At 57.7% G+C, this 16,647-nt stretch carries 13 protein-coding genes and 3 pseudogenes; 9 read left to right on the forward strand and 7 right to left on the reverse strand.

What is annotated here, in order from left to right; genetic code table 11:
• Positions 1–42: 42 nt before the first annotated feature.
• A complete protein-coding gene (gene plsB, locus AU14_RS09340) occupies positions 43–1,728 on the reverse strand; it encodes a glycerol-3-phosphate 1-O-acyltransferase PlsB (protein ID WP_407942795.1) in 1,686 nt (561 codons plus the stop codon).
• Positions 1,722–2,237, reverse strand: coding sequence for a lysophospholipid acyltransferase family protein (locus tag AU14_RS23810; RefSeq protein ID WP_407942796.1), 516 nt, complete (start codon positions 2,235–2,237; stop codon positions 1,722–1,724). Before AU14_RS23810 ends, plsB begins: the two co-directional genes overlap by 7 nt.
• 24 nt (positions 2,238–2,261) lie before the next feature.
• Between AU14_RS23810 and AU14_RS23815 the strand changes: the two genes are divergently transcribed.
• From AU14_RS23815 to murI, 4 genes are all read left to right on the forward strand, one after another.
• Positions 2,262–2,396, forward strand: coding sequence for a hypothetical protein (locus AU14_RS23815; protein ID WP_407942797.1), 135 nt, complete (start codon positions 2,262–2,264; stop codon positions 2,394–2,396).
• 149 nt (positions 2,397–2,545) lie between these two features.
• The gene (locus AU14_RS09345) at positions 2,546–3,112 is read left to right on the forward strand and encodes an NADH pyrophosphatase zinc ribbon domain-containing protein (RefSeq protein ID WP_236743931.1); all 567 of its coding nucleotides are present in this window, start codon (positions 2,546–2,548) and stop codon (positions 3,110–3,112) included.
• Positions 3,036–3,230, forward strand: coding sequence for an NAD(+) diphosphatase (locus tag AU14_RS21245; protein WP_236743932.1), 195 nt, complete (start codon positions 3,036–3,038; stop codon positions 3,228–3,230). Before AU14_RS09345 ends, AU14_RS21245 begins: the two co-directional genes overlap by 77 nt.
• Positions 3,231–3,366: 136 nt before the next feature.
• Complete coding sequence (gene murI, locus AU14_RS09350) at positions 3,367–4,152, forward strand: glutamate racemase (RefSeq protein ID WP_330217871.1); 786 nt, start codon at positions 3,367–3,369, stop codon at positions 4,150–4,152.
• A gap of 51 nt (positions 4,153–4,203) precedes the next feature.
• On the opposite strand, the gene AU14_RS09355 is transcribed toward murI, so the two are convergent.
• The 5 genes and pseudogenes from AU14_RS09355 to AU14_RS23820 form a co-directional block, all read right to left on the reverse strand.
• A complete protein-coding gene (locus AU14_RS09355; RefSeq protein WP_041340483.1) occupies positions 4,204–5,211 on the reverse strand; it encodes a DUF2156 domain-containing protein in 1,008 nt (335 codons plus the stop codon).
• A gap of 43 nt (positions 5,212–5,254) precedes the next feature.
• Entirely contained in the window at positions 5,255–5,908 is a 654-nt protein-coding gene (locus AU14_RS09360; RefSeq protein WP_041340485.1) for a class I SAM-dependent methyltransferase, read from the reverse strand.
• 221 nt (positions 5,909–6,129) lie between these two features.
• Positions 6,130–8,315, reverse strand: a pseudogene (locus tag AU14_RS09365) (EAL domain-containing response regulator).
• A 24-nt stretch (positions 8,316–8,339) separates the two neighbouring features.
• On the reverse strand, positions 8,340–9,932 hold the full coding sequence (locus tag AU14_RS09370) for a HAMP domain-containing sensor histidine kinase (RefSeq protein ID WP_330217872.1): 1,593 nt from the start codon (positions 9,930–9,932) through the stop codon (positions 8,340–8,342).
• Positions 9,899–10,338 (reverse strand): annotated as a pseudogene (locus AU14_RS23820) (HDOD domain-containing protein). The gene AU14_RS09370 and the pseudogene AU14_RS23820 overlap by 34 nt, the downstream one beginning before the upstream one ends.
• Before the next feature lie 246 nt (positions 10,339–10,584).
• On the opposite strand from AU14_RS23820, the gene AU14_RS09375 reads away from it, so the two are divergent.
• The 5 genes and pseudogenes from AU14_RS09375 (at position 10,585) to AU14_RS09390 (ending at position 16,635) form a co-directional block, all read left to right on the forward strand.
• A complete protein-coding gene (locus AU14_RS09375) occupies positions 10,585–11,865 on the forward strand; it encodes an AAA family ATPase (protein WP_236743933.1) in 1,281 nt (426 codons plus the stop codon).
• Between the two features lie 231 nt (positions 11,866–12,096).
• A complete protein-coding gene (locus AU14_RS21250; RefSeq protein ID WP_236743934.1) occupies positions 12,097–13,011 on the forward strand; it encodes a fatty acyl-CoA reductase in 915 nt (304 codons plus the stop codon).
• Complete coding sequence (locus AU14_RS21255; RefSeq protein ID WP_236743935.1) at positions 13,008–13,634, forward strand: acyl-CoA reductase C-terminal domain-containing protein; 627 nt, start codon at positions 13,008–13,010, stop codon at positions 13,632–13,634. Before AU14_RS21250 ends, AU14_RS21255 begins: the two co-directional genes overlap by 4 nt.
• Positions 13,635–13,980: 346 nt before the next feature.
• A pseudogene (gene acs / locus AU14_RS09385) lies at positions 13,981–15,928 on the forward strand (acetate--CoA ligase).
• 41 nt (positions 15,929–15,969) lie between these two features.
• A complete protein-coding gene (locus tag AU14_RS09390; protein ID WP_041340488.1) occupies positions 15,970–16,635 on the forward strand; it encodes a LuxR C-terminal-related transcriptional regulator in 666 nt (221 codons plus the stop codon).
• The last annotated feature ends 12 nt before the right edge of the window (positions 16,636–16,647 follow it).

The raw sequence follows: 16,647 nt of genomic DNA on the forward strand, positions 1-16,647 counted from the left end.
GGGCATCTTCCGCCACTTCATCCAGCCCCTCGCCATAGCAAATCAGCCGTTCTCCTCGGTGGTGATCACACCATTCTTCTGCAGATTGGCAATGAAGTTGCGGAACAGGCTCTTGTCAAAGAATTCCGGCGCATTCAGGCCAAACAGAATCGACATGCGTTCGGCCAGCAGAGTGCTCTGCTCTTCGAGCTCGGCGGCGCTGAGTTTGCCCGAGCCGTACTTGCGTAGGATGCCCAGAGCGATGTGGTAGCGCTCAAGCGTCTGAATGATAAAGCGTGACAGTACCCGCAGTCTCAGCATCGCTTCCGTGCCTTCCTCAGGGCGGCCAATGCGGTCGTCATCCAGTTCTTCCAGCAGGCCCTGCTCAATCAGCACATTGATCCAGTCGTTGATAACCGGCTCTGCCTCGTCTGCCTGATACTTCAGGAACAGCTCCGACTGCAGATAGGGGTAGGCTACGCTTGCCAGGAACACCACGCGCTCCCGGCGCAGGGTGTCCTTGTTCTCAAACAGGCTGGCGATCAGCGACGGCAGCGCAAACAGGTGCTGGATATTATTGCGGTAGTAGGTCATGAGGGTGGCGTTGCTGCCCTCAAGGGCGATGATGTCACCCAGTTTCTGCGGTTGGCGTGCCACCAGACCCATGTTCTCACAGTAGGCCACCCAGTCCTTACCGCTGCCCTCCGGCAGGGTCACTGTTTCTGCGTACGGGTAGGCCTTGAGCAGTCCGGCGTACTGATCCATCAGGCGGATTAGCTGGTGCTCATCCATGGCCAGGCGATCGGTGCCCAACAGCACGGTAGCGGTAATGCCGATCGGGTTTACGGCCACCGAGGCGTTGATGTTGGAGGCAACCTTCAGCGCCAGCTCATTGACCGCCTGGTTCAGCCAGGGCGGACGGTACTCGGCGTCGTAGGCTTCCTCACGCCAACTGCTGTGAATGTTATCCAGTACATCGGCCAGAGGAATGGCCTCGCCAAAGTTCACCGCTACACGGCCGAAGGAGTTGCTGAGTTTGCGCACGGTCTTGGCTAGCGCAAACACGCTTTCTTTCTGCTTTTTCTTGCCCCTAAGCTCACCCAGGTAGGACCGTCCTTCCATTACTTTTTCGTAGCCGATATAGACCGGAACAAACACGATCGGTTTGCGATGATCACGCAGGAAGCTCCGGACGGTCATCGACAGCATGCCCGGGCGTGGCTGCAACATGCGACCGGTGCGGCTGCGGCCGCCTTCCACGAAGTACTCCACTGAGTAGCCGCGGGAGAACATCACGTGCATGTATTCGTTGAACACGGTGGCGTAGAGCGGGTTGTCCTTGAAGCTGCGGCGCATGAAAAAGGCGCCACCACGGCGCAGGATAGGGCCGACAAGGGGCATGTTCAGATTGATGCCGGCGGCGATGTGCGGCGGCATCAGGCCGTTCTTGTAGAGTACGTAGGAGAGCAGCAGGTAATCGATGTGGGAGCGGTGGCAGGGCACGTAGACCACTGCGTTCTCCTGGGCGACTTCCTTCACCACCTTGATGTTGTTGACGGCAATACCGTTGTAAATCCGGTTCCAGAGCCAGGCCAGTACCACTTCCATTATACGAATGGTGACAACGGACATGCTGGCAGCTATTTCATCGGCGTACTTCCAGGCCTTTGCGCGCACCTTTTCCGGCGGGATTTCCTCCCGTGCCGCGGTTTCCCGGATGGCTTCCTTGACCGCCTGGGTCCTTACCAACCGCCCACCAGTGTGCGCCGGTGTGACAGGTCGGGCCCGAGCACGGCCTGGCGCACGCGCCGGAAGTGAGTGCGCAGGATCCGTGCGAGTTTGCGTTTGGCCCGTTCCTCCGAGTGGCGGTATTCGTCGACCACCAGTTTCAGGGACAGTGGCTGGTTGAACTGCACGTAGGTGTTGCGGCCATGGACCATGATGATCAGCAGCTTCTGGAGCCGGCCCGCCACCGACCAGGTGTCGGACAACAGCAGCTTCACCAGTGATTTTTCCTTGTCCGGAGAGCGACCCCAGAACATGGACACCGGCACAATCTGAACATCCTGCTCGGTGTGTTCCACGCCATAGTGAATCAGGGCTTCGAATTCATTGGTCGGTACCGGTGTCTGACGCCGACGAAAGAGCCCTCCGGTCCGCCGGTACAGGAAGAAAAACGAGTGGGAAGGGCCATTCTTGACCGGCAGGGCCTCGGTGGCCCCGGGCAGGCCGGCGTGGATCACTTCCTGTTCCAGCACCAGTCGGCTCGACAGGGAGCTGTATTGAAGTACGTAGCAAACCGGCTTGTCGGGGTCGATCCCCAGCGCTTCCAGGGTGTTGCCGCTAACGTCGGTCCTGACCCACAGAAAAAGTATCTTGCGGAAAATGGTCAGGATCAGGCTGCGAATGCCTGGTAAAGTCGCATAAAGTGTTGCTCCGGTGAATCAGACAGCTGCCAAGTTTACTTGGTTGCGTTCGGTGCGGAAAGCCGTTGATCTTACTTGCCTTGTTGCCCAGTGTGGTACATTTCAGCTTGGTCCATTCATCAGGCAGGTGAAAACAGACAATGGCGAGCTCAAATTCAGACTGGTCCCCGGGTTGGACCACGAATGCGCCGCGTCCTGGAGACCGGGTTCTGGCCATTTCAGGTTCAGACATTCTCAAGCCGGAGCAGGGCTGGTTGCTGGCCGCAGATGACGCCAGGCTCGGAGACCGGGCCAGCGTGGCGGTTTCGGTAGGGACCCTGGACGGCGTGCCGGTATACGTGACCGAGCTCGAAGACGCGGGCGAGGCGGGGCTGGAGCCTGTGGGCCTTCGGGACGCCCTGCTGATGATGGAACAGGTCCCGGCAGAGCTGTTGAGTACCGGGTTTCAGGTTTGGCAGTGGTGGCGCGACCATCGCTACTGCGGCCGGTGCGGCTTGGAAACCGGCTTTCACCCCCGTGAACGTGCCAAGTGGTGTGAGCCCTGTGGCATTCCCTGGTACCCGAGACTGGCCCCCTGCGTGATTGTGGTGATCAGGCGGGACGACAGGTTGCTACTGGCCAAGAACGCACGTGCGGCACCATTTCTACAGTCTGATTGCGGGCTTCGTCGAGCCGGGCGAGAGTCTGGAAGGCGCGGTCGCCCGTGAGGTCAGGGAAGAAACCGGCCTGGATGTCGCCAACGTGCGCTACCAGTCGTCCCAGCCCTGGCCGTTTCCACACCAGCTGATGGTGGGATCTTTGCCGATTATGCCGGCGGCGAACTGATACTGCAGGAAGATGAGCTGGCGCACGCCGACTGGTTTCTGCCCGGAGATACCCCGCCGGTGCCGCCGCAAACCACCATTGCCGGGCGCTTGATCCGTGCCATGGAAAGCGAGATTACCCGGGGAGGCATAGCTCTTTGACTACGGTTTCCAAAGCCCGCGTGCTGGTTTTTGATTCCGGGGTTGGTGGCCTCAGTGTCGCCGCCTGTGTGCGCCAGCATCTTCCGGGCACGGAACTGCTTTATCTGGCGGACAACGCCGGATTTCCCTACGGCGACCAGCCTGAATCCGTGGTCGTCGAGCGCTGTTGCCGGCTGATAGGCAAGGCGATCGAGCAGTACTCCACGGACGTCATTGTGGTCGCCTGTAACACTGCCAGTACCGTTGTTCTGCCTCATCTCCGGGCCATGACCGCAACGCCGGTGGTCGGTGTGGTGCCCGCCATTAAGCCGGCGGCCGCCAAAACCGAAAACCGCCGGATCGGAGTGCTGGCGACGCCGGCAACTGTTCGAAGGCCGTATCTGGATCAGCTGGTGTCGGAATTTGCCAGCCACTGTCAGGTGGAGCGTATTGGCCATCCTGACCTGGTTCGCTGGGTGGAGGAGTCGGTCAGCGGTGTCGAAGTATCGCGAGCCGCGTTGTCGTCGGCAGTGGCTCGCTTCCGAGAGGCTGGCGTGGATACCGTGGTGCTGGGGTGTACGCATTACCCTTTGCTGCTGAGCGCCCTTAGAGAGGTTCTGCCGGAGGTTCGGTTCTGGTTGATTCGGGTGAGGCCATTGCCCGCCGAGTCAGTCACCTGTTATCAGAACAGGGCAAACACGGCAGTGCGGCCGAAGCGGGGACTTCCAATGGCTCCCCGGTACGTGCGGCTCTCTTTTCCGGGGCCGCTCCGACAGGCTTGGCCAAATTCATGGCCGGGTTAGACCTGAGTCCTCAGGCCGTGCTCGATAACTGGCCCGGGTGCAACGAGCCGGTCAGATCAAGCGCGTCAGTTTGAACATCGCCAGGAATTCCAGAGCTGGAATGGCGCGCCGATGACAGCAGTAGGTCTTAAAGCCTTCGCCCCGGAAGCGTGATTTGGTGAATTCCAGGCCCTTGAAGTTGTACAGGAAGGTGCCTTTGTCATAGACCAGATGCAACAGCTGTTTTAGCAGCCGGCTTTCCTGATGCTCGGTGGTGGCATCCAGCGATAAAGGAATTAGCCCCAGATCCAGAAAAGGAACGCCTTCGGCTTTGAACACTTCCATGGCATGCGCCATCAGGGTGTAGAAAATGCCCTGGCGGAAATCGGCGTTGGCGCGGGAAATATTGGGCACGTAACTGATGATTTCGTTGTTCTGGTAGATCGGATCAAAGTAGATGAATCCCACCGCCTTGCCGTCCTGGTAGGCATAGAAGTGACGCTCGTTCTCCCGATATGCCATCTCCATGGGCCGGATCAGAAACCGGATTTCATTGCTCTTGCACTTGCGGGTGCGAATCCAGGCTTCGGAGATTTCCCGAGTATGGTCGTCGCTGAATCGTTCTTTTACCGTGATGTTGTTTTTCTCGGCCTGGTTCAGAGCAGTACGCAGGATCTGTTTCTTCTTGCCGGACAGCGACCAGGTCGCAAGATCGATACGGGATTCGCTGCCAAACTGGGTGCCGTACAGTCCAAAGCGAAGGTGCAGGACATCGACCACCGGCTTGGACACCTGCATGTAGCTGGCGTTCGGGAAGCGTTTGTGAAAGTGCTCAAGAATGAGGGCGAAGTGCTCCGGGGCACAGACCGGGTCAGACAGTACAAAGGTGCCTCCCCACTTGCGCATGTAGGCGATGTAGCCGACGCCGGGCACATCGAAGTACTGCATGCCGGGTTGCAGGGTGGAGAAGGACTGGGAATGAACCCCGTGCTTTTTCAGGTACCCCACCCGTTCAGTGAACGTGAACGTGTTGTCCGCCAGTTCACGCAGTCCGTCCAGTGCCAGGATCTGATCCGACATGTCATTGCTCCCCATGAGTTGAAGTGGTGGAAGGCTGGATCAATCAGGCCTGTTTGCGCCCGAGAATGGACCAGTAGCAATCCATGTTCAGAAGCTTGAAGTGCTTCTTCTCGGTGACCTGAAGGCCCAGGCGCTGCATGTGCTCGGGGTAGTTGTAGATCTTGTGGAAGGCATTGTTGGCGAACAGCCAGAACGTGAACACCGCCATGTACCAATAGAGTTTCTTGAACAGGCGGGCCACCAGATTGCCGGTGGGGTAGCAAAAATCACCGACTACCACGCCGGCATCAGCTTTGCCGAGCCGGATCAGGTGCTCAAGCACACGCACCATCATGTTCTCGTCGAACACGTTCAGGAAGAAGTTGGCGACGACCAGGTCATACTGCTCAAACTCCTCCACCTTCATGATGTCGCTGTGAATTCGGCGAATTGTAAGCTGGGGAGCTTCCTTTTGCTGGGCTTCGGCAAACTTGCGCAGCATGGTTTCCGACAGGTCAACCACGGTGACGTCGGCGCCTAGCTCGGCAGCCCGGATGGCATCGCGGCCATGACCGACGCCGGCGAACAGGATGCGATCGCCCGGTTTAACGGTTTCGACATCCAGCATCGCGGTTTTGCACCGGTGAATGTTCTTGCCGCTGTAGAGGTTGCTCAGGAAATCGTAGACCGGACCAATGTACTTGTACTTGTCGCGCATGATGACTGCCGCCTGTTCTTGTTCCTCAAAATGTTGTCACCGTTGTTGTCGTTATTGGCCTGACAGCCTGTCGGGAATTCGGTGATCAACGCCTGTCATAAGGAGCTTAGGGAACAGGTTGGCGGATTTATGTGCAGTAATGCGCATTTCTGGATACAAAAGATAACGCAATGCAACACTCTGCAAACCATTTCATGGTTTGCGTTAGGAGTGTCGGACAATCAGATGACGGGCTGGGTGGTAGCGGCTTTCACCGTGGGCTGGCCCAGGGTTCGGGAAATATGCACGGCAGGCCGTGCAGGCCCGTAAAAGAAGCCCTGAACCTGATGGCAGCCGAGGCTGCGCAGGTAGGACAGCTGTTCGTCGGTTTCAACACCCTCGGCCACGATTTTCAGTTTCAGACCGTGCGCCATGGCCACGATGGCGTTGACGATGCAGGCGCCGTCTTCGCCGCTGCGAATGGCCTTGACGAAGGATTGATCAACCTTGAGGGTGTGGATGGGGAGTCGGTGCAGGTAGTTCAGGGAAGAGTAACCGGTGCCGAAGTCGTCAATGGCGATCCGGACACTGAGGGCAGCCAGCTCCCGCAATTTCTGACTGATCTGTTCAAGGTCCTGCATGATCACGTTTTCGGTGATCTCAATCTCCAGATTCCCGGCCGGGAACTGGTGGGCCTGTACCCGCTCCATCAGCGTCTCGACAAACTTCGGGTGTTCAACCTGCACCGGCGAGAGATTCACGGCCAGGCGCAGATCCGGGTAGCCGGAGCGAATCCAGGCTCCTACGTCCTGGCAGGCCTGATCGAGCACCCGCTCGCTAAGTTGGCCAATCAGTCGGGTTTCTTCGGCCAGTGGCAGGAAATCCCGCGGGTAGAGCAGTCCCCGCTCGGGATGCTGCCAGCGCACCAGCGCCTCCAGGCCAACGATCCGGTTGGTGGTTGAGCAGACCTGGGGCTGATAGAACACCCGCAGTTCGTCCCGTTCCAGGGCCAGTCGCAGATCCCGTTCCAGGTTGAGGCGATTCGCGGAATCGATGCTCATGGACTCGGAGAAGAAGCGGTAGCCGTCTTTGCCTTTGGCTTTCACGTGATACATGGCGATGTCAGCGTTCTGGATCAGTTGATCCATGCTTTCGCCGGCATCCGGGTAAATCGCAATGCCGATACTCACGCCCACGAATACTTCGTGCTCGCCAAGCTGAAACGGTGCCCGCAGGGCTTTGATCAGCTTCTTGGCGATAAGCCGCGCATCCTCATGGGTGTGGATCGACGGCAACAGCAGGGTAAATTCGTCGCCGCCAAAACGGGACAGGGTATCGCCCTTGCGCAAACAGCCTTCTAGCCGATGGGTCACTGCCTGGAGCAGTCGGTCGCCCATGGCATGTCCTAGGGTATCGTTCACCACCTTGAAGCGATCAAGATCGAGGAACATGACGGCCAACTTCTGGCGCTGCGCCGGGCCTGGGTTATTGCCAGCTCCAGCCGGTCCTTGAACAGGGCCCGATTGGGCAGGCGGGTCAGCAGATCGTGGTAGGCCTGGAAATTGATGAATGCTTCGGCTTCCTTACGCTCGGTGACATCCCGCGCGGTGCCGTAATAACGCGCCGATTTGCCGCTGCCGCCGCCGCGGGTGGCATCTGAGTGCGGCCAGGTTTGCGGGTCGATCGGGAACGCGGTGATTTCGAAGTGTCGGGTCGCGCGTCGACTGCCCCGAGTCTTCAGCCTGACTTCAAGGGTTCTGGGATTGTCAGCCGAGATGTTGGGGCCGTTCAGGGCATACATGCCCCGGGCGATATCCCGGTCATCCAGAATATGCCGGAAGTGCCGGTCACACAGTTCACCGGGCTGATAGCCCAGGAGGCTCTCAACTTTGCTGTTCACAAAGCAGAAGCGGCCGTTATCGTCGAGCATGAACACGATGTCAGGTGAGCTGTTGACGATGTAGCGGTGCAGGGCTTCGGATTTTTCCAGTCGCAGCTGGACATGCTCGTGCGCCTTGAGCAGGCTTTGCTTGCTGGTGACACTGGCGACCGTGGCCAGCAGTTCATCGGGGTCAAAGGGTTTGCGGATATAGTCCAGCGCGCCACGCCGGAGTGCGCGACTGACCGCGCTGAATGAGCTTTCACCACTTACCACAATGGCGCCACATTCCGGCTGCACATTGGTCAGGTGAGCCATGACATCGAATCCGTCCACCTCGGGCATCCGCAAATCGAGCAGTGCCAGGTCAAACCTTTGCGCATCAATAAGAGCACAGGCCTTTTTGCCACCGTGGGCCTCGGTGACCTCGTAGCCGCTAGATCGCAGCAGCTTTGCGAGGGTATCAAGCAGGCGCGGTTCGTCATCCACCACCAGAATGCGGGCTGTTAACCCGTTACTGAAATGCTGTGCAGTGACTTCAGGTGCCATCGGTCTGTGTCCGTTATTTCTGCGTCAGTCGGTCTGGTTTTTAGTTTCACTGGCCGCCGGCAGCAATATCCTGAAGGTGGTGCCTTCGTGCCCCGTGCGACAAGCTATGATGCCCTCCATGTCATCAATAAGCTGTTTTACAATACTCAGGCCCAATCCACTGTGGCCGTTCCCTTTCGTTGTTGCTACCGGTGAAAACAGGCAAGCCCGAACCTGATCCGGGATTCCTCCGCCGGTGTCGGTAATCTCCAGTTCCACCCAGGCGCGATTGTTCTGCCAGACTGGAGCAGCGGTGCGTAATAGCACCTCGCCGCCCTGTTCGGGCAGGCTTTCGGCTGCATTGCGCACCAGGTTTATGACAATCTGGCGAAGCGGCGCAGCATCTGAGGTCAGCGTGGTTGGATGGTCACAAAGTAGCACGCTGAGCGAACTGTGACCGTCGGAAAACAGACTGTCTTCAAGAATGCGTGACAAATCCTTGAGCTCGGCATTGAGCTCGATGCTGCCGGTGTCCTCCGGTGCATTTTCGCTGCGGCTCATGTTCAGCAAAAGGTCGCCAGCGCGATCCAGCTCGTCCCGAATGATGTCCAGTTCCTGCTGAACCTCGGTATCGTCCAGTCGGTTTCGGAGCTGGTAGATGTATTGCCGGATGATGGTCAGCGGGTTGCTGACTTCGTGAATCTGCGAGCGCAGGTGCTGTCGCGCCAGCTCTTGTTGAATTTCGTCTGGCTGGTTGGTGTCCTGGGGTTCTGGTGCCGGCTCAGCCAGGCTAGCTGACAGTTGGCGGGTGAACAGCAGTGCCAACTCGGTAGTGGTCTTTAGATTTGCGTTATCGGTACCCAGCGCAAATATCCCGGGGCATTCATTGCCGGTAACTACCGGCACAGCGAGTAGTGAAGGGGTGCGCAGGAGCGACAGCAGCTGTCGATCCAGTACGGTTGGTGTGCGAGTGCCCAGGCTGACCGGTTGGCCCGTTGTGAAAGCTTCGGTAAGGACGCTGCCGCCGGGTTGCGCCGACAGGGCAAACTGAGGGGTGTCTCCAGCGGTGCCCGACAACAGCATCAGGCTGTCCTCAGTGTGGCCGAAGCAGAGCGCTGGAAGCCCGGTAATCAGCGTCAGACTGTTCACCGTTTCTGCCAGCACCTGTTGCGTTGGGCCCTGCAGGTCGGCCAGCCCCAGAGCCTGGCTGGCAATGGCCTGCTGCAGAATGGTCTGTTTCAGTTTCCGGGTGGCACTTTCGCCGCTATAGTCGTCATCCAGAGGAATGCCCATGGAGGCCGCCATGCTCGAAACTTCATTGGCGATCCGGCGGTTGATTTCCCGGGTGAGTTCTTCATTCAGGCCAAAAACCGTCGTTGCCGCTGCAATGCCGGCGGAATCTGAAAGAGCAAGACGAGTGGCAAGGCTGATCAGCTTGACCAGGTGGCTGGCATCCCGGAGTTCATTTGGAAGTGCCTGCTGGTAGCGCATGGCATCGGCGGCCATGGCGCCCAGTCCCCAGGTGGTCACTAATTCAGCGGCTACCTCGGGTTGGTGACTGACGTAGTATTCCTGCGCTTCCGGGGCTGGCGTTTTCAGTGCGATCAGCTCGCCGATATTATGCAGCATGCCGAGCATGAAGCTTCGTCCGGCTCCTGGTATCGGGTCAGGGTGGCCAGCGCCCGAGCCGTCAGTGCTGTGGTCAGCGAGTGTCGCCAGAAGTCGCGGAGCTGCTGCCACTCGTCACCGCCCAGTTCGAACAGCAGCTGGCGCAGCGCGGCAGTCAAGAGCAGGGTATGGAAGCGGCGGATACCGAGTCGGAGCAGAGCCTGCTCGACAGATTTGATGGGGCTTCGGGTCGGTAAAGAGGGGAATTGACCAGTGCCAGGACCCGTGCAACCAATGCAGTGTCGACAGATACGATTTCGCTGATAGTGCGGTAGCTTTCTTCTTGCTGGCAGGCTTCGAGCGCCCGAAGGGTAACCTCCGGAATACTTGGTAACTGAAGATCAGGAGCTAAATCCATGAAGCCTGTCCGCCCCATTCGTAATTAGTTTTTGGTTATTCAATTGGTTGTCGACGGCATTTTTGGTTCTTGTTTTGGTTTTGGAGCTTAGACAATTACCCGTCGTTATTAAATACTTATTGTTGTTTTTTTAAACAGAATAATATCTGTCGCGTGATATGTGTAGACTTTTTACAGGTTTCAGCGTGCGAATGCTAACATGTAGCGAACAGATTTCTGGTCATGCCTGTAAAAGAGTTAGCAAAAAAAGAGCCAGCAAAGCAGATGCCGAACCAACACAGAACAATAGCAATTACCGGCGGCAAAGGCGGTGTGGGTAAAACGTCGGTTGCACTTAACCTGGCGTTGACCCTGGCGCGGCAGGATAAACGCGTGCTCTTGTTGGATGGCGATACGGACCTGGCCAACGTCAGCATCATGGTGGGGATGTACCCCAAGCAAACTCTGGCGAACGTGATCGCCGGTGAGTGTCGTCTGCAGGACACATTGCTGGAGACGGATTACGGCCTGCATATTGTGCCGGGGGCCTCGGGTGTCCAGGAATGCATGGATATGGGGCCGACTGACAGCTTACGGATTCTGCGGGCCCTGTCTCAGCTTGAAAGCCAGTACGATTACGTCATCACCGATACGGCGGCCGGTCTGCAAGCGCCCAGCCTACATATGATCGCGTCTGCTGAGCTTGCCTGTATTGTCGTTACCCCGGATCCCGCGTCTTTGACCGATGCTTTTTCGTTAATCAAGGTTATCCGGCGTCGTGGCTATAAACGGGTGCCCAGCGTGTTGGTGAATATGGCCCAGGGCGCCAGCCAGGCACGTTCGGTATTTCAGCGTTTAGATAGCGCGGCCCAGCGTCACCTGGGCTTGTCCCTCCACTATATGGGCGGCATCTGGCGTGACGAAACCCTCAGGCAATCGGTTCTGAATCAGAAGCCAGTGGCCCTGCTGCCGGTGGCCGATCCTTCCTGTCGCCAGTTCCATACCCTGGCCGACATGCTCAATGTCCGCCTTGCCCAGTTGCCGCCCAGGAAGGCTGGCATAGCTGCCTATTGGCATCGGGTGTCGCGCCAGCAATCGGAAGCAACGCAGGCCTCGGCGAAATCGACTGCGCAGGCCAGCCCAAAGGACCGTTGTCTTCAGGCGGTGAGTGAGTTGGAGTCGGTATTGGTTCAAACTCCTGACAACGCCATGCTACGTTATGAAGCATTCACCCGGCTTTTTGCACTGCTGGGGCGCGCACCTGACAGTGACACCATCGAAATTATTCAAACTGGTCTCGGCTCTCTTGAATGGGAAAAGTTGAACGAGGAGCATCGACAGCACCTGGCTGCCCACCTCCGCCACTTAGCCGACCAGATCGTGTCGACTGCACCCCCAACATCGACGCCCGCACCGGAAGAAAACGAGCAGACAGATCCGGTTTACGACCGGGTCAGCTTCGGTGAGCAGGAGCGTCTGGTGCGGGCTCTGCGGGAACAGCCTGCGGAAATTTCCCTGGATGAGCTGCTGCGCTCCCTGGCCGGAAACGGTCGCAATCAGTCCTGAGATCAGGGTTAATACCTGCCCCTTTTTTGGTCATTTCTTTTACTCTTTTTGTAGAGTAATTTTGCAGTGTGTCACCGCACTGTAACCCTGGTTGTGTGAAAATCAATCACCGTAGACGATCGTGGCCCGCAAAATGCAGTGAATCTTTCCTGCGCATTTCATTAACAGATTTCCCGCCGACAGGCTGTTAGAGCGGCTGTAGATATAGGTTACAGAGAAGGAGTTCTTCCAATGGCAACATCGCATTTGAATACCGGAGAGTCGTCGTCCAAGGTTCTTGCACAGCTCCGTGGCAAACATGTCCTGATTACCGGAACAACCGGGTTTCTGGGCAAGGTTGTACTTGAGAAACTGATTCGGACGGTTCCGGATATCGGCGGTATTCACCTGCTGGTCCGGGGCAACAAGCGGCACCCGGAGGCGCGTGCAAGATTCCTCGATGAAATTGCGACCTCATCCGTATTCGAGCGCCTGCGCGCTGACGACAACGAGGCTTTCGAAGCGTTCGTGGAAGAGCGCGTGCACTGCGTGACTGGGGAAGTGACGGAGCCGATGTTCGGGTTGCCGGTTAAACAATTCCAGGCCCTGGCCAATCGCGTCGATGCCGTGATCAACTCCGCCGCCAGCGTGAACTTCCGGGAGGAGCTGGATAAGGCCCTGGCGATCAACACCCGCTGTCTCGATAACATCGCCGAGCTGGCACGCCAGAACAGCAGGCTGGCGGTTCTGCAGGTCTCGACCTGTTACGTCAATGGCATGAACTCCGGGCACGTATCCGAAGCGGTGATCAAGCCGGCGGGTGAGGCCCTGCCGCGCAGTGTCGATGGCCACTACGAGATTGATGAACTGGTGCGTTTGCTGGACGACAAGATTGCCGACGTGCGTTCGCGTTATTCCGGTAAGGCCCTGGAGAAGAAGCTGGTGGATCTGGGTATCCAGGAAGCCAACCGCTACGGCTGGAGCGATACCTATACCTTCACCAAATGGTTGGGCGAACAGCTGTTGATGAAGGCGCTGGCTGGTCGTTCCCTCACAATTGTCCGTCCCTCCATTATCGAAAGCGCCCTGGAAGAGCCCGCTCCCGGCTGGATTGAAGGAGTTAAGGTGGCGGATGCCATCATCTTGCCTATGCGCGGGAGAAAGTGACCCTGTTCCCCGGCAAACGCTCTGGTGTAATTGATGTCATTCCGGTGGATCTGGTGGCCAACAGCATAATTCTGTCACTGGCCGAGGCCCTGTCAGAGCCCGCTGACCACCGCATTTACCAATGCTGTAGCGGTAGCAGCAACCCAATCTCGCTTGGTGAATTCATCGATCATCTGATGGTCGAGGCCAAGGCCAGTTACGCGGATTATGATCAGTTGTTCTACCGTCGGCCCACCAAGCCGTTCGTTGCGGTGAATCGGAAACTGTTCGATGCCGTGGTTGGTGGTGTGCGCATCCCGTTGAGTTTCACCAGCCGGATCATCAAGTTGCTGGGCCATAATCGGGAGTTGAAGGTGCTGAGGAATCTGGATACCACGCGCTCGCTGGCCACGATTTTTGGTTTCTACACGGCGCCGGATTACGTCTTCCAGAACGATGGTCTGTTGGCCCTGTCGTCACGGATGGGCGGACTTGATCGAGTGTTGTTCCCGGTAGATGCCCGTCAGATCGACTGGAGTGTCTACCTGCGCAAGATCCATCTGGCCGGCCTGAACCGCTACGCGTTGAAAGAGCGCAAGCTGTACAGTCTACGGTCTGCTAAAACCCGCAAGAAAGCGGCGTAATACCAGACCAATCGCGGGCCGGCAGGTTGGGTCGGTCCGCGTGTTCCCTCCTTACCTATCCTCGTTGTTCGTCGGCGTCAGCCGAGTTTGCGAACAGTCTTGTTCTGTCTATTCTTAAGGATGTTTCTCGTTCAGCGGGGGCTGTCCGCCGCGTGTCTGTGGTGGCTCGCGACAGTTAATAGGTATCTGCGTCAAAAGTTCAGACACATTAGGACGTTAGTCTAATTAATTGTTCAGTCGCACCCATGTTGTACTACAGACATTCGTCGTATTCAGGCCCGAGCTGGCCGCACCGCTCTTTTTTCCACATCGACAATGACAAAAGACTCTGAAAAGGGGGAGCACCATGACTGAGAAACACGTCTTTCCAGTAGCGCCGGAGGTGGCCCAGCGGGCTCTGGTAAATCGGGATCAGTACAACGCGATGTATCGTGAATCGATCGAGAATCCCGATGCGTTCTGGTCAGAGCACGGCAAACGCCTGGAGTGGATCAAGCCCTACACCAAGGTTAAGAACACCACCTACGATTTCGACAACCTGTCCATCAAATGGTTTGAAGACGGCGAACTGAACGCCTCCGCTAACTGCCTTGATCGCCACCTTGAGAAAAAGGGTGACCAGACCGCCATCATCTTTGAAGGTGACGACCCGGCGGACTCTCGCCATGTGACCTACCGTGAGCTGCACGAGGAAACCAGCAAGTTCGCAAATGTGCTTAAGGGGCTGGGTGTAAAGAAGGGCGATGTTGTCACCATCTACATGCCGATGATCGTTGAAACCGCGGTCGCCATGCTGGCTTGCGCTCGCATCGGCGCGATTCACTCCGTCGTTTTTGGCGGTTTCTCGCCCGAGGCCCTGGGTGCACGCATTGTTAACGGCAAATCCCGGTTCGTGGTCACGGCCGATGAAGGTGTTCGCGGCGGCCGCAAGATTCCGCTGAAGAAAAACGTCAACGCGGCCCTGAAGACCGACGGCGCTGATGCGGTGGAGAAAGTGGTGGTAGTTTCCCGCACCGGTAATTCCGAGGTGCCCTGGGACGACAGCCGCGATGTGAAGTACGAAGACCTCATGCAGTCTGCCTCGGCGGATTGTCCGCCTGAGCCGATGAATGCGGAAGACCCGCTGTTCATGTTGTATACCTCAGGTTCCACTGGCGCGCCAAAGGGTGTGTTGCACACCACCGGTGGCTACATGGTGTATGCGTCGATGACGCACGAGTACGTGTTCGACTATCACGACGGTGACGTATACTGGTGCACCGCCGACTTTGGCTGGGTGACCGGTCATAGCTACATTCTTTATGGCCCGCTGGCCAATGGTGCCATCACCGTGTTGTTCGAGGGTGTGCCCAACTACCCGGACAGCTCCCGTATGGGGCAGGTGGTCGATAAGCACCAGGTCAACATCCTGTACACGGCGCCTACCGCCATTCGGGCCCTGATGGCCGAAGGTGCGTCCTGCATGGACGGTACCAAACGCGACAGCCTGAAATTGCTGGGTTCCGTCGGTGAGCCGATCAACCGGAAGCCTGGGAGTGGTACCACCGAGTCATTGGCAACAGCCAATGCCCGATTGTTGATACCTGGTGGCAGACCGAGACCGGTGGCATCCTGATTTCACCGCTGCCGGGCGCTACCGACCTCAAGCCTGGCTCGGCGACCGTGCCGTTCTTTGGTGTTCAGCCGGCCCTGGTCGATAACGATGGCAATGTCCTGGATGGCAAGGCTGAGGGCAACCTGGTGATCATGGATAGCTGGCCTGGGCAGATGCGCACCATTTACGGTGATCATGAGCGCTTCAAGCAGACTTACTTCAGCACCTACAAGGGACGGTATTTCACCGGTGATGGTGCGCGCCGTGATGAAGATGGGTATTACTGGATTACCGGTCGTGTCGACGACGTCCTGAACGTGTCCGGTCACCGCTTGGGTACGGCGGAAGTAGAAAGTGCGCTGGTCGCTCATAGCAAGGTTGCTGAGGCCGCGTGGTTGGTTTCCCCCACGACATCAAGGGGCAGGGCATCTACGTCTATGTCACTCTGGTGCAGGGCGAAGAGCCATCGGATGAGCTGAAGAAAGAGCTGGTGCAGTGGGTGCGCAAGGAAATTGGTCCGATCGCCTCGCCAGATGTGATTCAATGGGCACCTGGACTGCCCAAGACTCGTTCGGGCAAGATTATGCGTCGGATTTTGCGTAAAATTGCTGCCAACGAGCACGATCAGCTTGGCGATACGTCCACCCTGGCAGACCCGGGTGTAGTTGACGAGCTGATCAGCAGTCGCGAATTTAAATAAGGTCGAATCCAAGACCGTAACCCTGTTAAGGAATTTGTTGAATGGCACAAACAATTATCGTCGCTGATGATCACCCGTTGTTTCGCGCAGCATTGAAGCAGGCGGTCAGTCAGGCGGTGCCCGATGCCGAGACGGTTGAAGTCGATAGCATCAAGGCTCTGCAGGCGGCGGTAGAGTCGCACCCGGATGCAGATCTGGTCTTGCTGGATCTGAACATGCCGGGCGCCCACGGCTTCTCCGGGCTGGTGTTCATGCGCGGGCAGTACCCGGGATTGCCGGTGGTGGTTGTGTCGGGTTCGGAGGAGTTGCAGGTCATGCGTCGCTCGATCGACTATGGCGCGTCCGGGTTCATTCCCAAGTCGGCGCCCCTGCCCACCATCACCGAGGCTATTCAGGACGTTCTGGAAGGGGATGTCTGGTTGCCAGACGGGGTGGCGGACAAGATTGAGCGCATGCACTCAGACGCCACGGATTTTTCCGAGAAGTTGGCGTCGCTGACACCGCAGCAATTCCGGGTATTGGGCATGTTGGCCGAAGGGCTTCTGAACAAGCAGATCGCCTACGATCTGGATGTGTCTGAGGCCACCATCAAGGCTCACATCACCGCGGTATTCCGCAAGCTGGGGGTTCGTAACCGGACTCAGGCGGTCATTGCGATTCAGCAGATGGAGATCGATCCTTCGGATCAGTCATTGTCTGGCAGTTAATAACGGCGCTAA

The sequence above is a fragment of the Marinobacter similis genome, assembly GCF_000830985.1.
Lineage (GTDB): Bacteria > Pseudomonadota > Gammaproteobacteria > Pseudomonadales > Oleiphilaceae > Marinobacter > Marinobacter similis.

Bases quoted from the DNA above. Each gene is read 5' to 3' on its own strand.
- AU14_RS09360 (WP_041340485.1), bottom strand. From the start codon at position 5,908: ATGCGCGACAAGTACAAGTACATTGGTCCGGTCTACGATTTCCTGAGC.
- AU14_RS09355 (WP_041340483.1), bottom strand. From the start codon at position 5,211: ATGTCGGATCAGATCCTGGCACTGGACGGACTGCGTGAACTGGCGGAC.
- AU14_RS09390 (WP_041340488.1), top strand. From the start codon at position 15,970: ATGGCACAAACAATTATCGTCGCTGATGATCACCCGTTGTTTCGCGCA.
- AU14_RS21250 (WP_236743934.1), top strand. From the start codon at position 12,097: ATGGCAACATCGCATTTGAATACCGGAGAGTCGTCGTCCAAGGTTCTT.
- AU14_RS09345 (WP_236743931.1), top strand. From the start codon at position 2,546: ATGGCGAGCTCAAATTCAGACTGGTCCCCGGGTTGGACCACGAATGCG.
- AU14_RS09375 (WP_236743933.1), top strand. From the start codon at position 10,585: ATGCCGAACCAACACAGAACAATAGCAATTACCGGCGGCAAAGGCGGT.
- AU14_RS09370 (WP_330217872.1), bottom strand. From the start codon at position 9,932: ATGCTCGGCATGCTGCATAATATCGGCGAGCTGATCGCACTGAAAACG.